Consider the following 22,993-nt stretch of genomic DNA (forward strand, 5'->3'; position numbering starts at 1 on the left):
GACGGGAACGCCTCCGAGTTGGATGCTCTTCATAGGCATGATGGCGGTCATTCATTTTGAGTTAGTATAGCGCAATGCAGGCGAGTTAACAATAGGAATCAAGCGAAGATGGCAAGAAGACTTCGTGCGCGGAAATCGATCGCCATAAGAGGTTCCCCGCCCGCCCATTGACACGGGGAATTCGAAATGTTATAAAGTAATACAAATGAATAGTTGCGAGGAAGGGAACCCAGTAGCGTTCGTTACCCGTGTTACAGAAAGCCGGCGGTCGATGCAAGCCGGTACACGAGCAAACGCGAATTACGTCCCGGAGCATCTTGAACCGAAACCGCCCTCGCGCGCGGAAGGTCAAGACGGCCGTCGGCCGATATCCGGCAAGAGTGGAGAACGCGTTTGGCGCGTTTTCAATTAGGGTGGTACCGCGATGACTCGTCCCTGTCTATAGACAGAGACGGGTCTTTTTTGATTCCATGCAAGCATAAAAAGGAGAGATTACGATGAGCGAGCAAGCGACGACTAACCCTTTAATCGATTTGTTGGAGGAGTTGGAATACAGAGGTTTGATCCATCAGACGACGAATCGGGAAGCGCTCCAAGAGAAGCTGGCCAAGGAACGCATCGTATTATACTGCGGCTTCGATCCGACGGCGGACAGCCTGCATATCGGACATTTGCTTCCGGTTTTGCTTCTGCGCCATTTTCAGTTAGCGGGGCATAATCCGATCGCGCTCGTCGGCGGCGGTACCGGTTTGATCGGCGATCCGAGCGGTCGTTCGACGGAACGTTCCCTGAACACGTCGGACACGGTAGCGGAATGGACGGAGAGGCTGAAGGGGCAGCTTTCGCGTTTCCTCGATTTCAATTCGGACGAGGGCGGGGCCAAGCTGGTCAGCAACTACGATTGGATCGCTCCGCTGGACATTATCACTTTCCTACGCGACATCGGCAAGCACTTCACCGTCAATTACATGCTTGCCAAGGATTCCGTCGATTCGCGGCTGGCTAATGGCATATCGTTCACCGAGTTCAGCTACATGATCCTGCAGTCCTACGACTTCTACAGGCTGCTTGCGGATCATGGTTGTTCCCTGCAGATCGGCGGAAGCGACCAATGGGGCAACATCACAGCCGGTTTGGATCTTATCGGCAAGATGGGCGGAGGCAACGCGTACGGCTTGACGTTCCCGCTCGTAACGAAGAGCGACGGCAAGAAGTTCGGCAAATCCGAATCCGGGGCGGTATGGCTCGACAGGAATAAAACCTCCGTATACGCCTTCTACCAGTTCTGGATCAATACCGACGATAACGACGCGATTAAGTTCCTTAAATATTTCACGTTCTTGGACCGCGACCGTATTGCGGAGTTGGAGTCGGAGCTTGCGACGCGTCCGGAGAAGCGTGCGGCACAGCGCGAATTAGCGCGCGAAGTGACGCGTCTCGTGCATGGCGAGGAAGCGGTCGCCAGCGCAGAGAAGATCACGGAAGCCTTGTTCTCCGGCGACGTTACTCAGCTTAGCGAAGCCGAACTGGTCGAAGCTTTGCAAGATATGCCGACGTCGGTAGTAAACGAAGAGGAAATCCCATTGATGGATTTGCTGATCGCGACGAACGCGGCTCCTTCCCGTCGTCAAGCCCGTCAGGATATCGAAAGCGGCGCCGTTTACTTAAACGGACAGCGTGAAACCGGCCTCGAATTCGTAATCACGAAGGAACAGCGGCTACATGGTAAATACATCGTGCTGCGCAGAGGCAAGAAAAATTACTTCCTGGTTCGTTTTGAATAGAAATAGCGGGTTTATGAACGTAAACAAAAATCCTACAACTCACCGTCATGGTGGGTTGTAGGATTTTCGCTTTTGGCACTATAGACCGCGACCGCACTTGAAGTTGCCGGATAGCGGAACCACCCTACTTATACGGTCGGTTCGAGCTTCTTAACCCGCAAAGCTCGCATCGCCCAAGCGCAAGTGACGAAGAGCAACGCGCCCGACAAGATAAATAGCCCCTCGATGCCGAAGTAACCCGATAAAGCTCCGCCCATGATAGGTCCCATCATGTTGCCCAGGCTAAGAGCGCTGCTGTTAAAGCCGTAAGACCGGCTTTCCATCCCGTCCGGCGTATGCCGGCGGATAAGCGAGTTGACGGTCGGAATCAAGCCGCCCATGAAACAACCGAGAAGGAAGCGGAACACGAGCAATTGGCCGACCGAATGGACGAAAGCTTGCGGAATTAGCATGACAGCCGCGCCGGCTAGGGAAACGATCAGTATTCGCTTAGATCCGATACGGTCGCTCAAACGGCCGAGCAGAGGCGCGCAGATCATATTGGATATCCCCGTCACCGAGCCGACGAACCCTGCATAGAAAGCCAGATTCTCCGAAGTTCCGTGCAGCTTCTGCACGTAGAGCGGAATCAGCGGCATCGGACTAAGCATCGCGAACTGAATAAGGAACGTAATCGAGAGTAGAACCGGAAGCTGACGAATGACCATCAAATCCCGGAATCCGCGAAGCACGCTTACTTGTTTCTTGAGCGCGGCAGCCGTTCGATCGAAGTTTTCCTTGACCAGTAGCCAGGAAATCGTCGACGCGAGGAACAATAAAGAACCCGTAATATAGAAAATCGGACGATACCCGAAGCTGTCCGCAAGCAATCCTCCGAAAAAGGGCCCCAGTATCGCTCCGGCCGTGCCTCCGGACTGCAGGGTTCCCATGGCGAATCCCATTCTGTCCTTAGGCGTCGTAGCGGATACAAGCGTCGTTGCCGCCGGCATGTAACCGGAGATCACTCCGTTAAGCATCCTCAAAGCGAGCAAATGCCACGGTTCCGTCGCGAAACCCATCAGCACCATAACGATCGACATTCCGAAGCCGGATCTCAGGAGCATCATTTTACGCCCGTATTTGTCGGAAAGCTTGCCCCACAATGGTTGGAATATAAAAGCCGTCACGAAATTCGCCGCGAAAATAAAGCCTGCCCATAACCCGATCTCGTGCTCGTCGGTTAAACCTAAATCATGTTGCAGGTACAAAGAGAGGAAGGGGATGATCATCGTCATTCCCGCCATGACCAAGAAACTGCCGCCCATCAGTACGTATAAATTCACTTTCCAGCGTTGCATCTGCTGCTCCTTTCCCTACCGTTCTTAAGTATAGTCAGTATAGCACAAGGAGAAAAGGTAGCTTAATGACAGCATTGTCAAACTATTGTCATACTCGAGCGCGGGTGCGAGGTTGTTCGGACGGTTCAAAAGGGGCATAATGAAAGCAATGAAAGCTAATCCGTCATATAAAAGAGGCCTACCTAATGTTAAAAAACGATTTGTTCTTGCGCGCTTGCCGGGGCGAGGAAGTTGAACGGATACCCGCGTGGTATATGCGTCAAGCCGGACGTTACGATCCCGATTACCGCAAAATAAAAGAGAAGCACACGCTGCTTGAAATTTGCAAGCTTCCCGAGCTTGCAGCCGAAGTGTCGCTATTGCCCGTTCACAAGCTGGGAGTGGACGCGGCTATCCTTTATTCAGACATCATGAATCCGGTAGCTTCGATCGGAATCGATTTCGATATCGTCAAGGATGTCGGCCCCGTTATTCACAATCCGGTTCGCAGTGCCGGCGATATCGAGCGATTGAAACCGATAGACGTAGAGCGAGATCTATCGCACGTACTCGATACGATCAAGATTCTGCGCGGCGAGTTGACCGTTCCGCTCATTACGTTCGCGGGAGCGCCGTTCACGCTAGCGAGCTACATCATTGAGGGACGCCCGTCCAAGTCCTATATTCGAACGAAAGCGCTCATGTACAGCGAGCCTAAGATTTGGCACAACCTGATGGGTAAGCTGGCCGACATGGCAGCGACTTATTTGCGCGCGCATATTCAGTCCGGAGCCCAAGCGGTGCAATTGTTCGATAGCTGGGTCGGTTCTCTCGCGCCCCATGACTTCAAAGAGTTCGTGCTACCTCACGTACAGAGTATTTTCTCAAGCTTATCCGATCTGGATACGCCTAAAATTTATTTTCCGGGAGTGAGCTCGGGCGAGTTACTTCCGCATCTGACGGATTTGCAGGCTAACGTCGTCGGATTGGATTGGCGGGTTCCGCTATCGGAAGGAAGGCGCCGCACGGGCGGCAAGTTCGCGATCCAAGGGAATCTTGATCCGTACGTGTTGACGGCACCGTCCGAAGTCATTCACGAGCATGCACGTCGATTGCTTGACGACGGAATGAAGGAGCCCGGTTTTATTTTTAACCTCGGGCATGGTTTGTACCCGGAAGCTTCCTTGGAAAAACTTAAGCTACTTACGGATTTCGTTCACTCTTATAGCGAAGAGAAGATCTCCTCGGGGGTGAAGGCATGAGCCAAGCGCGGGAGAAAACGATCGGCGTATTGGTCATGTCTTACGGAACGCCGGAAAGCTTGGAAGGCGTAGAAGCGTATTATACTCATATTCGCAGAGGACATCCTCCGACCGCGGAGCAGCTCGAAGATTTGACGAGCCGTTACCGTTCCATCGTAGGGGGAGTGTTCCCGCTTCGCGAGAATACGAACGCTCAGGTGGAGGCTTTGCAGCAAAAGCTGAACGAAATCGCGGGCGATGGCGCTTACAAGTGTTACCAAGGGCTGAAGCATGCTTCCCCTTATATCGAGGACGGCGTCGAGGCGATGGCGGCCGACGGGATCAAGGAAGCGGTCGGAATCGTTCTCACTCCGCAATATTCCGTCATGAGCGTCGGCGGTTACATGAAACGAGCGCAAGACGAAGCGGCGAAACACGGTATTTCGTTTAAGTCCGTCCAGGAGTACCACTTGCATCCGGAGCTGATCCAGGCTCTGAGCACCCGAGTGGTCGAAGGATTGAATCGGTTCGGCGAAGCGCGTGCGGATACGTTGGTTTTGTTCAGCGCTCACAGCCTGCCCGCGAAAGTTCTGGAGATGAACGATCCGTACGCGGATCAGTTGTTGGCGACTTCGGGCGCTGTCGCCAAGGACGCCGGAGTGGAGAATTGGCAATTCACGTGGCAAAGCGCCGGTCAAACCGGACAGCCTTGGCTTGGACCCGATATTCTGGAGACGCTGGGACGTCTTAGCGACGAAGGAATCAAGAACGTGCTCGTGACGCCGGTCGGCTTCGTCTCGGATCATCTCGAGGTGCTATTCGACATCGACATAGAAGCCCGGAAATTCGCGCAAGAGCGCGGTATCCGGTTGGAGCGCATCCGAATGCTCAACGACGATTCGCAATACATGGCGGCTTTGGCCGATTCCGTAATCGGGTTGACGAACGGGAGGGCGAATTAATATGAAGACGGGAACGATTCGCCGAGTGGCGGTGCTAGGCGGCGGAATAACCGGCCTTAGCGCCGCCTTTTATTTATCCAAGCTTGCGAAGGAGCGCGGAGAAGATATCGAAATAACGGTTATCGAGAGCTCTATCCGGCTTGGCGGCAAGGTGAACACCTTACGTAGGGACGGGTATGTGATCGAGCGCGGTCCCGACTCGTTCCTGGCAAGGAAGCTGCCGATGATCGAGCTTGCCCGGGAGCTTGGCATCGACGGAGAGCTGACCGGAACGAATCCGGCCGCCAAGAACACGTATATCGCGTTGGACGGCCGTCTCCTTCCGATGCCGCAAGGAATGACGCTGGGGATCCCGACCGATAAGGATAAATTCATGAAGACGGCGCTGGTGTCCGAGGAAGGAAAGCTCCGGGCTTTCGAGGATTTGAATATTCCGGCCGGCGAGTTTTCAGGAGACGAGACGGTGGGGGATTTTCTCGAACGACGGATGGGCAGGGAAATGGTCGAGCGAATATTCGAACCGCTGCTCGCCGGTATTCATGCCGGAGATTTGTATCGCTTAGGTCTCCGATCTACCTTCCCGCAGTTCGAGAAAATGGTGCGGGAGCACGGAAGTCTGATAGCGGGAACGAGGGCAGCCCAGCTGGCGGCTACCGATGCCGGGAATAAACCGGCGAAATCAAGCGGGACGGCATCCGATGCCTCCGCGGGCCTAGTGCCCGTGCATGATTCCACCGAGCAACCGAATTCGGTATTCATGACGTTCAGGAACGGGTTGTCCACGGTCATCGAAGCGCTGGAAGCCCGACTGGTCGCTGAAGGCGTAAAGATCAGTCTCGGAGAGCAAGTCGAGTTTATCGAGGTCGTTCCCGGAGAAGCGTTAACCGACGAACATCGAAACGTTTATCGATTAACGTTGGCCGACGAAACGATCTTCGAGGCGGACGACGTAGTCGTTACTTTGCCTGCTTACGTTGCGTCGCAATTGCTTTCACCGCATGTAGACGTATCCGCGCTTACGAATATACGCTATGTCTCGGTGGCTAACGTCGTCCTCGCTTACGATGAGAAGGGCTTTAATCAACAACTCGACGGTTCCGGTTTTCTCGTTCCGCGCGGGGAGCATAGACACATCACCGCGAGCACTTGGACTTCGTCCAAATGGCTGCACACGGCTCCCGAACGCAAACGTCTCATTCGTTGTTATGTCGGCAGGTCGGGGGACGAGAAGGGCGTCGAGCTTGGCGACGAGGTGCTCTCCGCGGTCGTGCAACGTGAGCTGTTCGAGCTCACGGGATTATCCGCGAAGCCGGAATTCGCTGAAATCACCAGGCTTCGTCATTCCATGCCGCAGTACCCCGTCGGACATTTAGATGCAATCGCGGCTTTGCGCGAAAGCTTGGGCTCCAGGCTTCCCGGCGTCATCGTAACGGGTGCGGCTTTCGGAGGAGTGGGATTGCCCGATTGCGTCGCGCAAGGTAAAGGGGCTGCCGAAGCCGTTTTATCGAGATAATTCATAAGCGACTCGGGGCAGGCTGTCTTTGATGATCTATCGATCATCGGGCAGCCTGTTGCCTTATTCTGGGATTCGAATCCATTACCATTCTAAGTGGAATGTAATTCATCGCTAATAATGCCTCAGTTGAAAGGTTGAGCTCAATAGCGATGCTATTAATCGTAGTTTGGTGCCACTCGGCTTGCTACCGGTCTTAATTTGGCATAGTAGAATGAAATTCATAGTTATTACGACCAAGCGAGTCCATTTGCATCGAAGTAGAATGTTTACACCGCTATACTTTTGCTATGTCACTCAGAGCTGCAACGTCCGAGCATTGAGTTAACTCATATAGGCCAGTAAAGACAAGAATAGTTGTCATGGAACCTGACATCGGACTAAAATGAAACGATAGGTACATTCTCGAGAAGACAAGAGGAGGGGGAGGCGACGTGGACAAGACTGCCGTTATTCTGGCAGGAGGGCAGGGACGTCGCATGGGCGGCGTGAATAAAGCTCTCCTCCTCTTGAACAAGGAAACGTTTATCGAACGTCAGCTCAGGATAGCAAGAGAATGGACGGATGAAATCATCGTCGTATCGAATGACGATGATTTGTTATTCCGACTTAGCGCGGTTAAAGAGCTGAAGCTTATTGGCGACAGCGACGAATACGTAGGCGAGGGTCCTTTAGCGGGTTTACACGCCGGATTGTTCGCGGCAACCCGGCCTTACGTATGGATAGTGGGCTGCGATCAGCCGATGCTGGACGGTAAGGCGGCGGACTTCCTAATGGAGCGGATGACGAGAGGATCGTTTCAAGCTTCCGTGCCGAATATAAACGGAAGAACGCAGCCGCTGCACGGGATATACCGGAAGGAAGCGGCGTCTATTGCCGGTGCGCTGCTTGCCTCCGGCCATCGCAAATTGCTAGATCTGCTAGAACGTCTTAGCTGCATCGAAGTAGAGCAAGCCGAGTTTGCGGAACATGGCATTGCCGTTGCTTTTTCCGACGATGTCGATACCCCCGAGCAATACGATCGAGTAAAGTCGTTATTCCCGGATGACGAGGGCGTACAAAGGAGTAAATCTTGATGAGACCGCTTGTCGATAACAATAGATTAGATCGATTCAACAGAAAGGCTTTGCAGGCCGAAGAGGCTCGGAAGCTCATTCTGGATCGAGTAAAACCGCTTCCTTCGGAGTCGGTTACGTTAGCGGATGCTTGGGGGAGGAAACTTGGCGAAGTTCTTGTCGCCCCGCATCCGTTTCCCCCGTTCCGCCGATCCGGAATGGACGGTTACGCTGTTCGGGCGGAAGATTTGACCCAGGCAACCTCTGCTTCACCCGTTATGTTAACCGTATTGGAATCGATAGCGAGCGGAGAGAAACCGGTCTTTTCGATCGCGAAGGGTCAGGCCGCGCGGATCATGACCGGGGGCATGGTGCCGGAAGGCGCTGACGCCGTCGTCATGCTGGAGATGACCGTTTCGTCTGAGGCAGGGAATGGGCAACCGTTAGTGCGAATAGGAAAAAGCGTGCCTGCAGGATTGAATGTCGCGGAGATCGGCTGCGAGATTCAAGAGGGAGAAAGACTGCTGCCTCTCGGTCAAACGATCGGACCGGGCGAGGCGGCGCTGCTGGCTTCATGCGGGCATTCGCGGGTTGCCGTGGCTCGACGCCCTCGCGTCGCGATCTTATCGACGGGCAGCGAGCTGCTTGAGGTCGAGGAGCAACTTAAACCCGCGAAAATTCGCAATAGCAACGCATCGATGCTAGCCGCGATGGTGAGGGAATGCGGTGGTGAGCCTCTATTACTCGGCAAAGTGCCGGACGACGCGGACGAGGCCCAAGCACTCTTAAGGAGAGAACTGCAACGCTGCGATATCACGATTACGTCCGGTGGCGTATCCGTCGGCGACTACGATATCATGGTCGACGTGCTTGCGGATCCGGATATCGAACTGCTCTTCAATAAAGTCGCCATTCGGCCGGGAAGCCCGACTACGGCGGCCGTGTTGCACGATAAGCTAATCGTGGCGCTTTCGGGCAATCCCGGCGCTTGTTTCGTAGGTTTTCACCTATTCGTCGCTCCTGCACTTAAAGCCATGCAGAAGGAGCAAAGGCCCGCATTGTCCTCGTTTCAGGCTTTCCTTGGCGCGGATTATCCGAAAGTCAACGCGTACCGCAGATACATTAGAGCCCGTACGGACCTGCGAGAGGGTAGCGTATGGGTAATTCCGACGGGAGACGACAAATCGAGCCTCATGACGACGATCGTAAATGCGGATTGTCTCATCGAAATTCCCCCGCTGAAGGAAGGCTTGGAGAAGGGGCGGCTCGTGACGGCCTGGAAATGGTAAGCGAACGGAGGGGGAGCGGCATGCGCGTCATTCAAATCGTCGGGTATAAAAACGCGGGGAAAACGACGTTGTCGTGCGAAATCGTCCGAACGTTATCCGCCGCGGGCTCCCGTGTCGGGACGCTTAAGCATGACTCGCACGACTTCGAGCCGGACATTCCCGGGAAGGATACTTGGCAACATCGCTTAGCCGGTGCATGCGTGACCGCGATTACATCGCCAAGCCGGACGGCATGGGTGGAGGAGCAGTCATCGACAATCGAGCAGCTTGTGTGTCAGATGGAAGCGAAATCCTTGGATTACCTCGTTATCGAAGGCTTCAAAACAGCCTCGTATCCGAAGGTCGTTCTCCTAAGAAGCGAAGAGGATAGCGCTCTTCTAAGTCTTCCCAACGTCATCGCTGCATGTTATCGCGAGACGAACGCCCGAATCGAAACGGATGCGCAGGCTCGCGATATTCCCTTATTTCTGCAGCCGGACGTTCACTCCTATGATTCGTTAATTAAGCATTTAATTCCGCTTTTTGGCTAATCCGACTCAGTTTAAATTTAGCTAAGTTCCTTCGCTAACTCGGCTGGCTTGGGCTGGAGCAGCTTGAATTAGCTAAATTCCTTCGCTAACTCGGCTGGCTTGGGGTGATGCAGCTTGAATTAGCTAAATTCCTTCGCTAACTAGGCTGGCTTGGGCTGGAGCAGTTGGAATTAGCTAAGTTCCTTCGCTAACTAGGCTGGTTTGGGCTGGGCAGGTGGAATTAGCTAAGTTCCTTCGCTAACTCGGCTGGTTTGGGCTGGAGCAGTTGGAATTAGCTAAATTCCTTCGCTAACTCGGCTGGCTTGGGGTGATGCAGCTTGAATTAGCTAAATTCCTTCGCTAACTAGGCTGGCTTGGGCTGGAGCAGTTGGAATTAGCTAAGTTCCTTCGCTAACTAGGCTGGTTTGGGCTGGGCAGGTGGAATTAGCTAAGTTCCTTCGCTAACTCGACTGGCTTGGGCTGGAGCAGCTTGAATTAGCTAAATTCCTTCGCTAACTCGGCTGGCTTGGGCTGGAGCAGGTGGAATTAGCTAAGTTCCTTCGCTAACTCGGCTGGGTTTCCCAAAGCAGGCAGAGATAGCTTCAAAGTTGAAGCTTGACATAGAGCGGCGATGGGTGTAAATTTACTGAAACTTATCCGATCTTTCTATACACACAGGCTTTGACCGAGGATATGAGATTCCTTACTTGTCGCTCCAGAGAAGAAACCCTAGGATGCGAGGTTTCGCGACACGTTGGTTTGCTCCCCGCCTTGCGAGCCGTAGCGGAGAACAAGAAGTATCCGTTACCGGGATATCCCGTTATCCGATCGAGGAATGTCCGGCGGTTCCGGACATTCGAATTTAGGGTGGTAACACGAGCACATTCGTCCCTGGCGAGTGTGCTTTTTCGCGCTTTAAACATGAAACGAGGAGGTAACGTTCCCTATGAAGCAAAGTCAATTGTTCTCCATGACCTATCGGGAAGCGCCGGCGGATGCAGAAGCCGCGAGCCATCAATTGTTGCTTAAGGCCGGCTATATTAGACAGCTGGCGGCCGGCGTCTATTCGTATTTGCCGTTGGGCTGGAGAGTCCTGCGCAAGCTGGATCAGATTATTAGGGAAGAGATGGATCAAGCCGGAGCCCAGGAAATGCTTATGCCCGCCATGCAGCCGATCGAGCTGTGGGAACAATCCGGACGTTCCTCGGTCTACGGACCGGAGCTTATCCGATTGCAGGATCGCCATGACCGGGAATTCGCGCTCGGCCCTACCCATGAGGAAGTAGTGACGGCGTTAGTCCGTAACGAGGTTAACAGTTATCGTAAGCTGCCGTTCACCCTTTATCAAATCCAAACCAAATTCCGAGACGAAAGGCGCCCAAGGTTCGGATTGCTCCGGTGCAGAGAATTCCTGATGAAGGACGCGTATTCGTTCGATGCGGACTGGGAAGGTTTGGACCGAAGCTACGCAAGCATGTACGAGGCTTATATACGTATCTTTAATCGCGTCGGTCTGAACTATCGGGCAGTGGAGGCCGATGCCGGTTCCATCGGCGGCGAAGGCGGCACGCACGAATTCATGGCTCTCGCCGATATCGGAGAGGACACGATCGTATCGTGCACCCATTGCGATTACGCGGCGAACATAGAGAAGGCAGAGTCGGTATCGGGATTGTCCGCTCTCGACGGCTCAGTCGAATCGAGCGCGAAGCCCGAGCCCGAAATCTTCCATACGCCCGGTATACGAACGATCGAGCAATTGGTCCGTTCCTTAAACGTGCCGAGCTCGCGATTGTTGAAGACGATGATCTATCAAGCGGGAGACGAGGTCGTTGCCGTTCTCATCAGAGGCGACCATGAGGTCAACGAAATCAAGCTTACGAACTATTTGGGCTCGGAAACGGCTGTCATAGCGGATGCGGATACCGTTGAACGCGTTACCGGAGCTCCGTCGGGCTTTGCCGGCCCTATTGGCCTTGCGGTCAAGGTGTTGGTCGATTATTCGGTAGCGAACGACGAGAATGATTGGATCGCCGGCGCTAATCGGAAGGATTATCACATCAGGCATATTCAGTCCGGAAGGGATTTTCCTATCGAACATGCCGGAGATTTCCGCAACGTCGTCGAGGGCGACGTTTGTCCGAAATGCGCCGAAGGAACGCTTAATTTGTCCAAAGGGATCGAGATCGGCCATGTGTTCAAGCTCGGCACGAAATATAGCGAGAAGCTGAACGCATCCTTTGCCGATCAAGCCGGCTTAACCCGGAACATCATCATGGGCTGCTATGGAATCGGCGTATCGCGCCTCATGTCCGCGATCGTAGAGCAGAATCATGACAAAGAGGGGATGAAATGGCCGATCGCCATCGCGCCGTTTCAAGTACACGTTGTGCCAGTTTCCGCTCAGGATCCGTTTCAATCGGAGCTTGCGAACCAACTGTACGAGCGATTGCGCCTTTCGGGGATCGAAACGCTACTGGACGATCGGGAAGAGAGAGCCGGCGTCAAATTCAAGGATTCGGACTTGATGGGGATTCCGATTCGAATCGTCGTCGGCAAATTAGCCAACCAGGGCTTGGTCGAGCTGAAGCTCCGCGAGGACGGCGACAATGAAACGGTGAACATAGAGGACGTTTATGTTAAAGTAAAGGACTGGATAGGCAACAGATAGCATGGATTGGGAAAGGGCATCAGCATGACATCGCAAACGGATTTTTTTACCCGCAAAAAGACGGAAATCAACGTCGCCCTCAACGAGGTTCAGCAGCAAGCCGCCATGACGACCGAGGGGGCCTTGCTGCTCTTGGCTTCGCCGGGCTCAGGCAAGACCACGACGCTGATCATGAGAATCGGATACTTGATCGAAGCGATGGGAGTGCGCTCTTCCCGCATTAAAGCGGTCACGTTCAGCCGCGCTTCGGCGCTGGACATGAAGGAGAGGTTCAATCGCTTTTTCCCGTCGCTTTCCCATGAAAAACCCGACTTCTCTACGATACATAGCTTGGCTTTCGAGGTCGTAAGAGAGCATTTTCAGAGTCGCAATCTTTCTTACCGGATGATCGAGAGCAATTCCGAAGCGGACAACGACGGCTCCTACTCGTCCGAGCCTCCAATAAACAAAACAAGAATCCTGCGCGATATCTACAAACGAATCAACGGCGACAACGTTACGGACGATCAGATGGAGGAATTGACCGGTTACATCAGCTTTATCAAGAACAAGCTCATCCCGATGGACCGATTGTCGGAAGCCAAATGCGACGTACCTAAGGCAGAGTCGATTTTCAAGGAATACGAGAGCTTTAAGCAGTCGGGTACTCCCCGCTTGCTAGTCGATTTCGACGATATGCTCACGATCGCCAACGAGGCATTGGCGGAGGATCCCGTCCTACTCGGTAAATATCAAAAGCGATACGACTACGTCATGACGGACGAAAGCCAGGATACGTCGCTCGTGCAGCATGCCATCATCGAGAAGCTGGTCCGAAAGCACGGAAACCTATGCGTCGTGGCGGACGACGATCAAAGCATTTACGCCTGGAGAGCGGCCGAGCCTCAATATTTGCTCGACTTCAAACAGGTCTATCCGAATGCCGCCATCCTGAAGATGGAGCAAAATTATCGTTCTTCTCCGAACATCGTGGACGCGGCGAACCGCTTTATTAAACGCAATAGAAACCGCTACGACAAGAACATGTTCACGTTGAACCCGAAGCATTCTCCCGTCGCGATCACCGAGCTGCCGGACTACAGGGTTCAAGCGAATTACGTCGTGGAGAAGATCAAGGACGCCGCGGATTATAACGAGGTAGCCGTGCTCTATCGCAACAACTCCTCTTCTATCATGCTGATGAACGCGCTGGAGAGAGCGGGAATCCCCTTCTACATGAAGGATGGGGATAACCGGTTTTTCTCCCATTGGGTCGTCGAGGATATGCTGAACTTTATGCGGTTGACCTTCAACGACAAGCGTCCGGACATATTGGAGAAAATCCATACGAAATTCAACGGATACATCACCAAACAGCAGATGGCCGCCTTAACGGAGCTTAGCGCGGGGGAATCAGTCTTCGATACGTTGCTGCAGAAGGTTGCCTTGCAGGAGTATCAAATCAAACAATTGCAGAACGCGCAAGAGACGATCGTTCTTATGCAAGGAGCGAGACCGTTGCAAGCGATCCGGACGATTCGGGACAAGCTCGGTTACGACAAGGCCATCGAGAAAATGTGCGAGCGACTCGGTTTCCGCAAGGACTACTTGGTCGGGATATTGAACACGCTCGAGGAAATCGCGGAGCCTCTCGATACGATGGAGGATTTCGCGAAGCGTCTGAAATTTCTGGAGAAGAACATGAAGGAGTCGAAATTCAACAAGAACGGCAGCGCGATTACGCTATCGACGCTGCACAGCTCGAAAGGGTTGGAGTTTTCGTCCGTCTATATGATCGACCTGGTCGAAGGAGTCATACCCTCTAACGACGATAACAAGAAGCTGGAGAACGATCAGCCCGGCGACATGGAGGAAGCCGTTCGCCTATTCTACGTGGGGATGACGAGGGCCAAGCAACGTCTGGAGCTGCTCTCCTATAAGAAGAAAGACGGGGAGCCCGTTCAGACTTCCCGATTCGTGACGGCTATTCGCGACATCCAGGATCCGCCTAAAGCCGAGAAAATTCCGATCAAGCCGCCCGAGGGGAAGAAGACTCGCCGCGATGCCAAACCCTCGGTTCCTTATAATCCGAATGCGATCAAAGATATCGATAAGCTGGAAGCGGGAAAAAGGGTACAGCACCGCGTGTTCGGAGGAGGAGAAATCGTTCTCTTGGACGGCGACAGCGTCGAAATTCGATTCCCGTCCGAAACGAAAAGACTTTCGGTAAATATTTGCCTCGAAATGGGATTGCTGGAGCCGTTATGACCCCGTTGACCGATAGCGTCTTACTCCGAAACGCCACAAAAGCAAACACGGAACGATGAACGCGCAGCCTGCGAGAGGCGACAATACGTAGAGAAGCGGATTTCCCTCGGTTCTGCCGAGAATGAATAATAACGGTAAGTAATTGACGAACCCGAATGGGATGACGTACGTGAAGAAGCGGGTTACCCACTTCTGATAGATGTTCAACGGATATTGCGCCATCTCCCTTCCGCCGTCGGTGAAGATGCTCGAGATTTCCAGTCCTTGGATCGTCCAGAAGCACATCGTCGCCATCAGGATGAATATACCGGCGAAAATACAGGTGCCGCTTACGATCATGAAGAGCAAGGTCATTGCTTTGGCGAACGTCCAATCCACGTCGATCCGGCTAACCGCCCAGACTAATACCATAGAGCTCTGCAATAACCGTCCGATTCGGGTGAATTCGAATTTGGAGCCTAACACTTGAAGGACGGTGCTTCGCGGCCGAACGAGCAAGCGGTCGAAATCCCCGTTCGCCACGAGTCCCGAGAACGTGTCGAAGCCGCGGCCCAAGCATTCGCTTATGGCGAATGCCATATGAATTACGCCGAAGCAGAGAGCGACTTCGTAGAAATCCCAGCCTTGGATCTGGCCGAACCTTTCGAAGAGGAAGTAAAGGCCCGCGAATACCGAGAACGGGATGAAGAATTGGCCGAAGGACAGCAGCCAGAATGAAGTGCTGTACTGCATTTGGGATTTGAACAAAATAAGCAGGTATTTCCCGAACAATCGCATTCTCGCTTTTAACCTCCTTGTACCACGACTCTGCGCAGGGCTTTCCCCATCGCGTATTTTCCGAATCCGATCAGCGCCGCAAGCCAAAGCAATTGAAGCGGGATGAGCTCCAGCGCTTGCCACTTCGGAATATGGCCGGAATAGACGCGGAACGGGAGATCGGCGGTTAACCGGAACGGCAGTACATATACGATAGACTTGAGCCAAGACGGCATAAGCGGTATAGGGATGACCACGCCGGCGAGGAATTCGCCCAACACTCCGAACATGAGCAGCGAACCCGCGGCCGACATCGTAATGAAGGTAGAAATGTAGATGAGCATGGATATGGATACTAAAATCAATAGGCCTAACGTTAAAGTCACGACGAATAGAAGGAATGTCGCCGGATCGGCAGGAGTAACCAAGCGATAAGGCTGCGGCAAGAATAACGCGACGACGAGAATCGGAAAACATCGTAACGCGGCGCTCGCCAGGCGTTGAGCAAGCAGCTTGGCATACCAGAAGCCGTATATTCCGTTCGGCCGACAGAGCTCGTAAGCGATATTGCCCGACGTTATGAGCTGGAACAGCTCGTTATCGCGGAACCAAAGCATGATGAAAGAGAGGAACGCTTGCTGAAGCCAGACATAGGTGATCAGTTGAGAGAGAGAGAGAGAGAGAGGCGGGGGCGATTGGGCTTGGGCGTAGAATGCCTGGAATACCATAATGATGATGAAGCCCCAGAAAAATTGCGTCGCGATGCCGGCGAGAGCGGCTGAGCGATATTGAAGTCCGTTAGCGAGTCGCAGCCGGAATACCGATACGTAAGCCCTCATGAGATTTGGTACTCCTCGTACATCCGAACGACGATTTCTTCTATCGAGGAAACGCCTGTCCGGGAATCGTCCGCGTATTTGTCGCGAAGAGAGTTCAGATCTCCGTCGAATAGCAGACTTCCTTTACCGATGAGGAGGATCCGATTCGCGAGCGCCTCGATGTCGTTCATATCGTGGGTGGTCAGAATGACGGTTACGCCTTTTTCCTTGTTGATTCTGGTAATGAATTGTCTGACCGCGATTTTGGAGACGGCGTCGAGGCCGATCGTCGGCTCGTCGAGGAAAAGAATGCTGGGACTGTGGAGGAGAGAGGCCGCGATCTCGCAGCGCATTCGCTGACCCAGACTTAATTGTCGTACCGGCGTTCGAATGATATTTTCGAGATCAAGCGTTTCCGTTAGCAGTTTCAGATTGCTCTCGTATTCCGGCTGCGGCACGTCGTAGATGTCCCTAAGCAGCTCGAAGGAGTCGATGACAGGGACGTCCCACCAGAGCTGCGACCGTTGTCCGAACACGACGCCGATGTTCTTCACGTAAGCGACGCGGTCCAGCCAAGGCGTGTAACCCATAATCGAGCAGCTTCCCCGGTCCGGTACGAGTATTCCGCTCATGACTTTGATCGTCGTCGATTTGCCGGCTCCGTTCGGGCCGATGTAACCGATGATTTCTCCGGGCGCTATCGAGAACGAAATATCGTTTAAAGCCGCAACCTCCGTATACTCCCTTCGGAACAAAGCTTTGACGGCGCTTTTCACGCCTGAAGTCCTCTGAGCCACTTTGAAGCTTTTGCTGATACCGCTGACCGTTATCAATTGCGTATCCTCCTGAATGGATTAAAAGCGAAAGGAAGAAGAAGGTAACATTTTCTTGCAAGCGATGTCAATAGGAAATTTTGCGCGCCGTATAGGCTTATAACATTAGATACTTAGTAAGGAGTGAGGAGAAGGATGCCAGCACGTTGCGCTTGGGTCAACGAAGACCCGTTGTATATGGATTATCATGATCGCGAATGGGGCGTTCCCGTTCACGATGACCGCGAATTGTTTGAGTTTCTCGTATTGGAAGGGGCTCAAGCCGGATTAAGCTGGTATACGGTGCTGAGAAAAAGAGAGGGTTATCGTCGGGCTTTCGACGGATTCGATCCGCGCAAGGTATCCGAATACGACGAGGCTAAGGTGACGGAATTAATGGAAGACGCCTCGATTATCCGCAATCGCTTAAAGATCCGATCGGCGATCGCGAATGCGCGAAGTTTCTTGAAGGTGGTCGAGGAATTCGGCAGCTTCGACGCGTATATCTGGCGATTCGTCAGCGGTGAGCCGATCCGGAATCGTTGGCGAAACAGGGGCGAAGTACCTGCAACGACGGCTCAATCGGATGCGATGAGCAAGGATTTGAAGAAGCGCGGCTTCAAGTTCGTCGGCTCGACGATTTGTTATGCGTATATGCAGGCTTGCGGATTGGTTAACGACCACACGATGGATTGCGATCATGCCGCGAACGACGGGATGGGGTTACCGCAAGCTTGAGTAACACCACTGTCCATTTTTATCCCCCTATAATGGGAATTACAACTTATGATGGTCCTCCCGTCAATTTATAATGGAGAGTAAGTTAAGATTATCTTTCCCGTGCTTATCGATCCGCTCAGAACCTCCTCCTGCTATAATCAAGACAACATATCGAGAGGACGGACGCCACCAGATGAGCTTGAGCAAACGCTTTTTCGCCGCATTTTTCGCGTTCATTATCGTTCCTTTGTTCGTGTTGGGCAGCGTGTCGTATTTGGTGTTCCAAAATGTGACGCAGGAGAAGTACGCGGAACAGACGGAGTTAACTCTGAAGGCGATCGGCCGGAATATTAATAACATGATCAAAGAGGCCAACTACTTCTCCGACTTCTGGGTAACGACGGAGGATAGCGTGGAATCCGTCGAGCAATCGATCGACTCGAACGGAGGAGCGCCGGAGAATGGGGCAGATTCCAAGCGGAGTCCGGACTATGAGCAATTGTTGGAGAAGCAGCGCCTTAACGAGAGAGTGCTCTTGACCTACCCCGGCATCAAGTCCGTTACGTTATACAGCACGAATGGTGAGCAGGCTACCGTCAACTTCACCAAGGATACGCCCATAGCCCGAGAGGATCTCGAGAGCAATCCGATCTACAAGGAAGTGCTGAGGAAGAACGGGGCTCCCGTATGGGTAGGTCCTAACGAAGACGTGAAGCTCACGGGCGAGAATAACCTGTTTACGCAAATTCGGGTTCTGCTCGACATCGATTCGCTTACAAGCAAGGGGATTCTCGTAACGAGATTTCAACTGAGCGAACTGAATCGGATATTCAGCTTCTACAGCAGCCAGGGGAAGCTCGATCGGCGGTTTCTTATCGTCGCCGGCAACGGCAAAGTCGTATTCGACAACGAATCGGCCGCCGAAGGAGAATTTATCTCGCGGTACGTGGATACGGTTAAAGGGATCGACCTGAAGAGCCGCAAGCCCCAAAGCGAAACCTTGACGTTCGACGGACACAAAAGCCTTGTTTCCGTTCAGGATTTGCAGCTTCAAAGATTGGGAGTAGGAAATTGGAAGCTGGTCATGGTTACCTCATGGCAGTATTTGTCCGGGGACATGGCGATCGTGCTTAGGTCGATGGTCGTCATCACGTTGATCTCGCTTATTCTCGCGCTTGCTTTCAATCTCATGTTCGTCCGCCGTACGGTTACTTTTATCGTGCGCGTGGTAAGGGCCATGCGTCAGGTTGAACGGGGCGATCTCTCCACTCGAGTGCCCATCGTCGGCAAAGACGAGACGACTACGCTGGCCAGAGGCTTTAATAGCTTGGTTACGCGGGTATCCGAGCTGCTTGACGACGTGAAGCAGGAGCAATCGCGCAAGCGCAAAGCCGAGATGATGCTGCTTCAAGCCCAGATCAAGCCTCATTTTTTGTTTAACGCGCTAGAATCCATCAATATTCTGGCGGTACAGAACGAGGGACGGAAGGTTAGCAAGATGGTGCAGAGGCTTGCGAACATTTTCCGGATAAGCATTCAGCAGAAGGAAGAAATCACGATCGAGCAGGAGCTCGAGCATCTAACGAGTTATCTTGAAATTCAAAAATACCGCTTCGAGGAGCTGTTCGAGTATTCGATCGACGTTCCGAGGGAGCTCATGACCAATACGATATTGAAGCTGACTCTTCAGCCATTGGTGGAGAACAGCATACAGCACGGGTTCGAAGGCATCGATTATATGGGACGAATTCATGTCACGGCCAGAGAAGAAGGTCGCAACATCGCTTTTTTCATCGAGGACAACGGAATCGGTATTTCCGAACAGCAAATGGCGAAATTCGTATCCGGCGGGATGACGACGTTGGAGCAAATGTACGAAGAATCTCCGGAAACCGGGGAACGCCGAGGGCTGGGAGTCGGAAACGTCGCGGATCGCGTGCGCATTCACTACGGGAATGGATACGGTCTTATTCTGTGCAGCGGGACAGGACAAGGAACGATTATTAAATGTCTGATTCCGCAAACGGCGGGGAGTGATTCCTAATGAAGCTTAAAGCGCTTCTGGTCGACGACGAAGTGAATATATTAAAAAATTTGCAGGCGGTTATCCCGTGGGATACCCTCGATATCGAGCTGATCGGAACGGCTCGCAACGGGGAGCAAGCGCTGGAGGTTTGCCGGGAGTATCGCCCCGAGCTTGTCCTGTGCGATATACGGATGCCGGTTATGGACGGAATCGAGTTTCTGGGCGCTCTTCGGGAATTCGACGCGGAAGCGGAAGTCATCATGATGACCGGGTATCAGGATTTCAGCTACGTTCGTTCGGTCATTCGTTACGAGGTGAGGGATTACATCCTGAAGCCGATCGATTACGATGAGCTCGCGGAAACGATTAAGCGGCTCGCGGAAGGCATTCGGGAGAGAAGCATCGAGCAGCTATCCATGCAGAAGGAATGGAAGCAGGTATTCCATCTGGCTTACGAGAAAGCATTGTATGATCGAATCGTCGATTTGGGAGGAGCAACGAGCCGGCCTTTCATGAAGCTAGACGAAGAGGACGGAGAGAACCTCGCGTTCGCTATGATGCTGGTCGACGTTGCGGATTATTCCAAACGGGAGCGCACTTGGGACGATAAGGAGCGGAAGCTGTGGAACTTCGCGATCCACAATATTTTGCAAGAGAACCTCGTATCGTTCGAAGTGCCTCATTCGGTGCTGCAAGTTCGCAGCGGGGAATGGTGCGTCCTGATCGAGAGGTCGGCTCCCGACCTGTTCAACCGGGAGCAATGTTTGACGTGGGGAGAGAAGCTGCGCTACGCGGTTGAAAGCTATCTGAAGCTGAATATTCGAATCGCGCTTCATCCGTCCGAGGTTTCCTTGAAGCAATTGGCCAAGACGTACAAGAGCTTGCAGCGTTCGCTCAATCTGTCCCCGTCGGGGAACAAGGAAGTCATCGTATCGGAGAAGGTCAGAGGGAACGCCGACACCTCCCAGCAATTGTGGGATCGCATCGAAGAGATGGTGACGGGCTTGAAGAGATGCGATCGCAGGCGGACCGAGATCGCCTTAAAGGAGCTGAACGATAGCTTTAGATCGCTTCCCGAGGCTTCGTTCGAACGGGTCGCGCCGATCGTGCATTACCTTTGCATTCACTTGCTGAGGGAAATGCATGCGATGGAAGTCATCAGCCGCGAAGAAGAGCTTGCCGTCTGGAGCCAGATCGACCAGCATCACGGCATTCGCGAGACGTTGCTGGTCATAAACAGGCTCGTGGACCAATCGCTCGAGAGCGTCATGAAGAAGAAGACAAGCGACGTCCTTATGCTGTCCGCGAGAGATTATATTGAACGCAATTTGTCTACGGAGCTGAGCATCGACTTGCTCGCCGATTATTTAGGCATAAGCGGCAGCTATTTCAGTCTGTTATTCAAGCAGCATCTCGGCGAAACGTTCGTCGAATACGTAACGAAGCAAAGAATGGAAATGGCGAAGTCCTTGCTCGCCCTTAGCGATAAAAGCGTCACGCAAGTGGGCCAGATGGTCGGATACGCCGAAAGGCGTTACTTCACCAGAGTGTTCAGTAAGTATACGGGCATGCTTCCGTCGGAATATCGGGAGCGACAGCAGAATCACACCGGAGCCGAGCCTCCGGCGTGGGCGAAATACGAGAAGTAAAGGGGAGAAAATAATGACTGCCAATCAAGGCTTCGAACGAATGGGATTAAAGGAGAAAATCGGTCAGCTGTTTATGTGCGGGTTCGATGGACTGGAGCCGACGGCGGATATCGTTAGTTTGATCAAGGATTACGGAATCGGCGGAGTCATCTATTTCCGTAGGAACGTGAAGGACGCTGCTCAAGTCGATTCGCTGTCCGCTAAGCTTCAGGAGGTATCCGCCGAGCCGTTGTTTATCGCGATCGACCAGGAAGGCGGGATGGTCGTTCGCCTGGAAGAAGGGGTAACGGTTATGCCCGGGGCGATGGCGCAAGGCGCGGCCGGGAACGCGGATCTGTCCCGCGAAGCAGCCCGATGGTCGGGAGCGGAGCTGCGGGATATCGGCATCAACATGAACTTCGCTCCTTGCTTGGACGTGAACAATAATCCGCTGAATCCGGTTATCGGGGTACGCTCATACGGAGAAGATCCCGCTCGCGTTGCCAAGTTGGGAACCGCGGCTATCGACGGATACCGAAAAGGCGGCGTCGTAGCCGTAGCTAAGCATTTTCCCGGACATGGCGATACGGCGGCGGATTCCCATCATGAGCTGCCTTCGGTGCCGCACGCGATCGACAGGCTGAACGAAGTGGAATTGCTTCCGTTCCGACATGCGATAGAGCAAGGCGTGGACGCTATCATGACGGCGCATGTCGTATTTCCCGCATTCGAGCCTACGGGCATTCCGGCTACGCTATCGGAACGCATCTTAACGGGGTTACTGCGCGATCAACTGGGCTTCAAGGGCGTTATCGTAACCGATTGCTTGGAAATGAACGCCATCGCGGAGACGATCGGCGTCGCCAGGGGAGCCGTGGAGGCGATTAAAGCCGGAGCGGATTTCATCTTGGTAAGCCACAGGTTGGACCGGCAGACGGCTGCTTTGGAAGCCGTTATGGAAGCCGTCATGACGGGCGAAATACCGGAATCCCGAATCGATGAAGCGGCTAGGCGGATATGGCAGCTTAAGCAAACGAGCGGATTGTTCGGAAGCGAGGCTCCGGTCACGAACCGGGATCGCGCGGAAGAAGTGCAACGTCTGTTATGCGAGCAAGCCGTTACGGTAGTTAAGGGCGGTAACCAGCTTCCGTTAACCAAGGAGGGCATGACTCTTGTCGTCTGGACCGAAGCGCGGGTTGGCACCGAGGTGATCGAGGTCATTAGCCAAGAGTGGACGCTCGGAGCCGCGTTGGCGCAAGCCGGCTTCCGGATCGAGGAGCTTAGAATCGGAATCGATCCGAGCGCGGAAGAAGCCGCTCAAGTACGGGCGGCGGCGGCGGCCGGAAACGCAACGCTCGTCTTCGCTTCCTACGATGCCGGATTTTCTTCCGGGCAAACGGAATTGATTCGCGAGCTTGCCTCAAGCGATAGCTTTAAGTTCGTATGGGTTTCCATGAGAACGCCGTACGATCTGCTCGTTGCGCCGGAAGCTCCGATTTACCTGTGCACGTACGAGAATAAACCCGCGATGATGACCGCTTTAGCAGGAATACTATCGGGAGACCTTCCCGTTCAAGCGAAGCAGCCGGTTACGATTGGTGCTTACGCGAGAGAGTCCACCGAAGAATAAAGAGCTATACGGCGAA

Annotated in this window: 17 protein-coding genes and 1 other annotated feature; of the genes, 13 read left to right on the plus strand and 4 right to left on the minus strand. The window is 53.3% G+C overall.

All coding sequences use genetic code 11. The annotated features are described in order from the left end of the window. The first annotated feature begins 209 nt into the window (after nt 1-209). Nucleotides 210-440 (plus strand) — a binding site (T-box leader). An 87-nt stretch (nt 441-527) separates the two neighbouring features. Further along, entirely contained in the window at nt 528-1,784 is a 1,257-nt protein-coding gene (tyrS, locus tag DFP95_RS00310; RefSeq protein WP_115991298.1) for a tyrosine--tRNA ligase, read from the plus strand. 128 nt (nt 1,785-1,912) lie between these two features. Here tyrS and DFP95_RS00315 read toward each other — a convergent pair whose 3' ends face one another. Then, entirely contained in the window at nt 1,913-3,121 is a 1,209-nt protein-coding gene (locus DFP95_RS00315) for an MFS transporter (protein WP_115990542.1), read from the minus strand. A 185-nt stretch (nt 3,122-3,306) separates the two neighbouring features. Here DFP95_RS00315 and hemE point away from each other — a divergent pair, with 185 nt between their 5' ends. From hemE to DFP95_RS00355, 8 genes are all read left to right on the plus strand, one after another. After that, nucleotides 3,307-4,362: a uroporphyrinogen decarboxylase gene (gene hemE, locus DFP95_RS00320; RefSeq protein ID WP_115990544.1), complete on the plus strand. Its 1,056-nt coding sequence runs from the start codon at nt 3,307-3,309 to the stop codon at nt 4,360-4,362. Continuing rightward, a complete protein-coding gene (hemH, locus tag DFP95_RS00325) occupies nt 4,359-5,303 on the plus strand; it encodes a ferrochelatase (protein ID WP_115990546.1) in 945 nt (314 codons plus the stop codon). Before hemE ends, hemH begins: the two co-directional genes overlap by 4 nt. A 1-nt stretch (nt 5,304) precedes the next feature. Next, entirely contained in the window at nt 5,305-6,816 is a 1,512-nt protein-coding gene (gene hemG / locus DFP95_RS00330) for a protoporphyrinogen oxidase (protein WP_115990547.1), read from the plus strand. A 434-nt stretch (nt 6,817-7,250) separates the two neighbouring features. Next, nucleotides 7,251-7,892 (plus strand): molybdenum cofactor guanylyltransferase, encoded by a 642-nt coding sequence (mobA, locus tag DFP95_RS00335; RefSeq protein WP_115990549.1) that lies wholly within the window; start codon nt 7,251-7,253, stop codon nt 7,890-7,892. Next, nucleotides 7,892-9,160 (plus strand): molybdopterin molybdotransferase MoeA, encoded by a 1,269-nt coding sequence (locus DFP95_RS00340; RefSeq protein WP_115990551.1) that lies wholly within the window; start codon nt 7,892-7,894, stop codon nt 9,158-9,160. Before mobA ends, DFP95_RS00340 begins: the two co-directional genes overlap by 1 nt. Before the next feature lie 20 nt (nt 9,161-9,180). Then, nucleotides 9,181-9,690, plus strand: coding sequence for a molybdopterin-guanine dinucleotide biosynthesis protein B (gene mobB, locus DFP95_RS00345; RefSeq protein ID WP_181907190.1), 510 nt, complete (start codon nt 9,181-9,183; stop codon nt 9,688-9,690). A gap of 925 nt (nt 9,691-10,615) precedes the next feature. Then, complete coding sequence (locus DFP95_RS00350; RefSeq protein ID WP_115990555.1) at nt 10,616-12,340, plus strand: proline--tRNA ligase; 1,725 nt, start codon at nt 10,616-10,618, stop codon at nt 12,338-12,340. A gap of 24 nt (nt 12,341-12,364) precedes the next feature. Further along, complete coding sequence (locus tag DFP95_RS00355) at nt 12,365-14,587, plus strand: ATP-dependent helicase (RefSeq protein WP_115990557.1); 2,223 nt, start codon at nt 12,365-12,367, stop codon at nt 14,585-14,587. On the opposite strand, the gene DFP95_RS00360 is transcribed toward DFP95_RS00355, so the two are convergent. Genes DFP95_RS00360 through DFP95_RS00370 form a run of 3 tightly spaced genes read right to left on the minus strand, consistent with a single transcriptional unit; the run spans nt 14,582 to nt 16,994 of the window. Further along, entirely contained in the window at nt 14,582-15,364 is a 783-nt protein-coding gene (locus DFP95_RS00360; RefSeq protein WP_115990559.1) for an ABC transporter permease, read from the minus strand. The genes DFP95_RS00355 and DFP95_RS00360 overlap by 6 nt on opposite strands. 8 nt (nt 15,365-15,372) lie before the next feature. After that, nucleotides 15,373-16,182, minus strand: coding sequence for an ABC transporter permease (locus DFP95_RS00365; RefSeq protein ID WP_115990561.1), 810 nt, complete (start codon nt 16,180-16,182; stop codon nt 15,373-15,375). Next, on the minus strand, nt 16,179-16,994 hold the full coding sequence (locus DFP95_RS00370; protein WP_115990562.1) for an ABC transporter ATP-binding protein: 816 nt from the start codon (nt 16,992-16,994) through the stop codon (nt 16,179-16,181). The genes DFP95_RS00365 and DFP95_RS00370 overlap by 4 nt, the downstream gene beginning before the upstream one ends. 135 nt (nt 16,995-17,129) lie before the next feature. Between DFP95_RS00370 and DFP95_RS00375 the strand changes: the two genes are divergently transcribed. The 4 genes from DFP95_RS00375 (at nt 17,130) to nagZ (ending at nt 22,977) form a co-directional block, all read left to right on the plus strand. Beyond that, complete coding sequence (locus tag DFP95_RS00375) at nt 17,130-17,711, plus strand: DNA-3-methyladenine glycosylase I (RefSeq protein WP_115990564.1); 582 nt, start codon at nt 17,130-17,132, stop codon at nt 17,709-17,711. A gap of 175 nt (nt 17,712-17,886) precedes the next feature. Beyond that, on the plus strand, nt 17,887-19,737 hold the full coding sequence (locus DFP95_RS00380) for a cache domain-containing sensor histidine kinase (RefSeq protein WP_181907191.1): 1,851 nt from the start codon (nt 17,887-17,889) through the stop codon (nt 19,735-19,737). Next, nucleotides 19,737-21,368: a response regulator gene (locus DFP95_RS00385; RefSeq protein WP_115990568.1), complete on the plus strand. Its 1,632-nt coding sequence runs from the start codon at nt 19,737-19,739 to the stop codon at nt 21,366-21,368. Before DFP95_RS00380 ends, DFP95_RS00385 begins: the two co-directional genes overlap by 1 nt. 13 nt (nt 21,369-21,381) lie before the next feature. Beyond that, nucleotides 21,382-22,977, plus strand: coding sequence for a beta-N-acetylhexosaminidase (gene nagZ / locus DFP95_RS00390; RefSeq protein WP_115990570.1), 1,596 nt, complete (start codon nt 21,382-21,384; stop codon nt 22,975-22,977). Nucleotides 22,978-22,993: the final 16 nt, after the last annotated feature.

Source organism: Cohnella lupini (assembly GCF_003386205.1).
Classification (GTDB): Bacteria; Bacillota; Bacilli; order Paenibacillales; family Paenibacillaceae; genus Cohnella; species Cohnella lupini.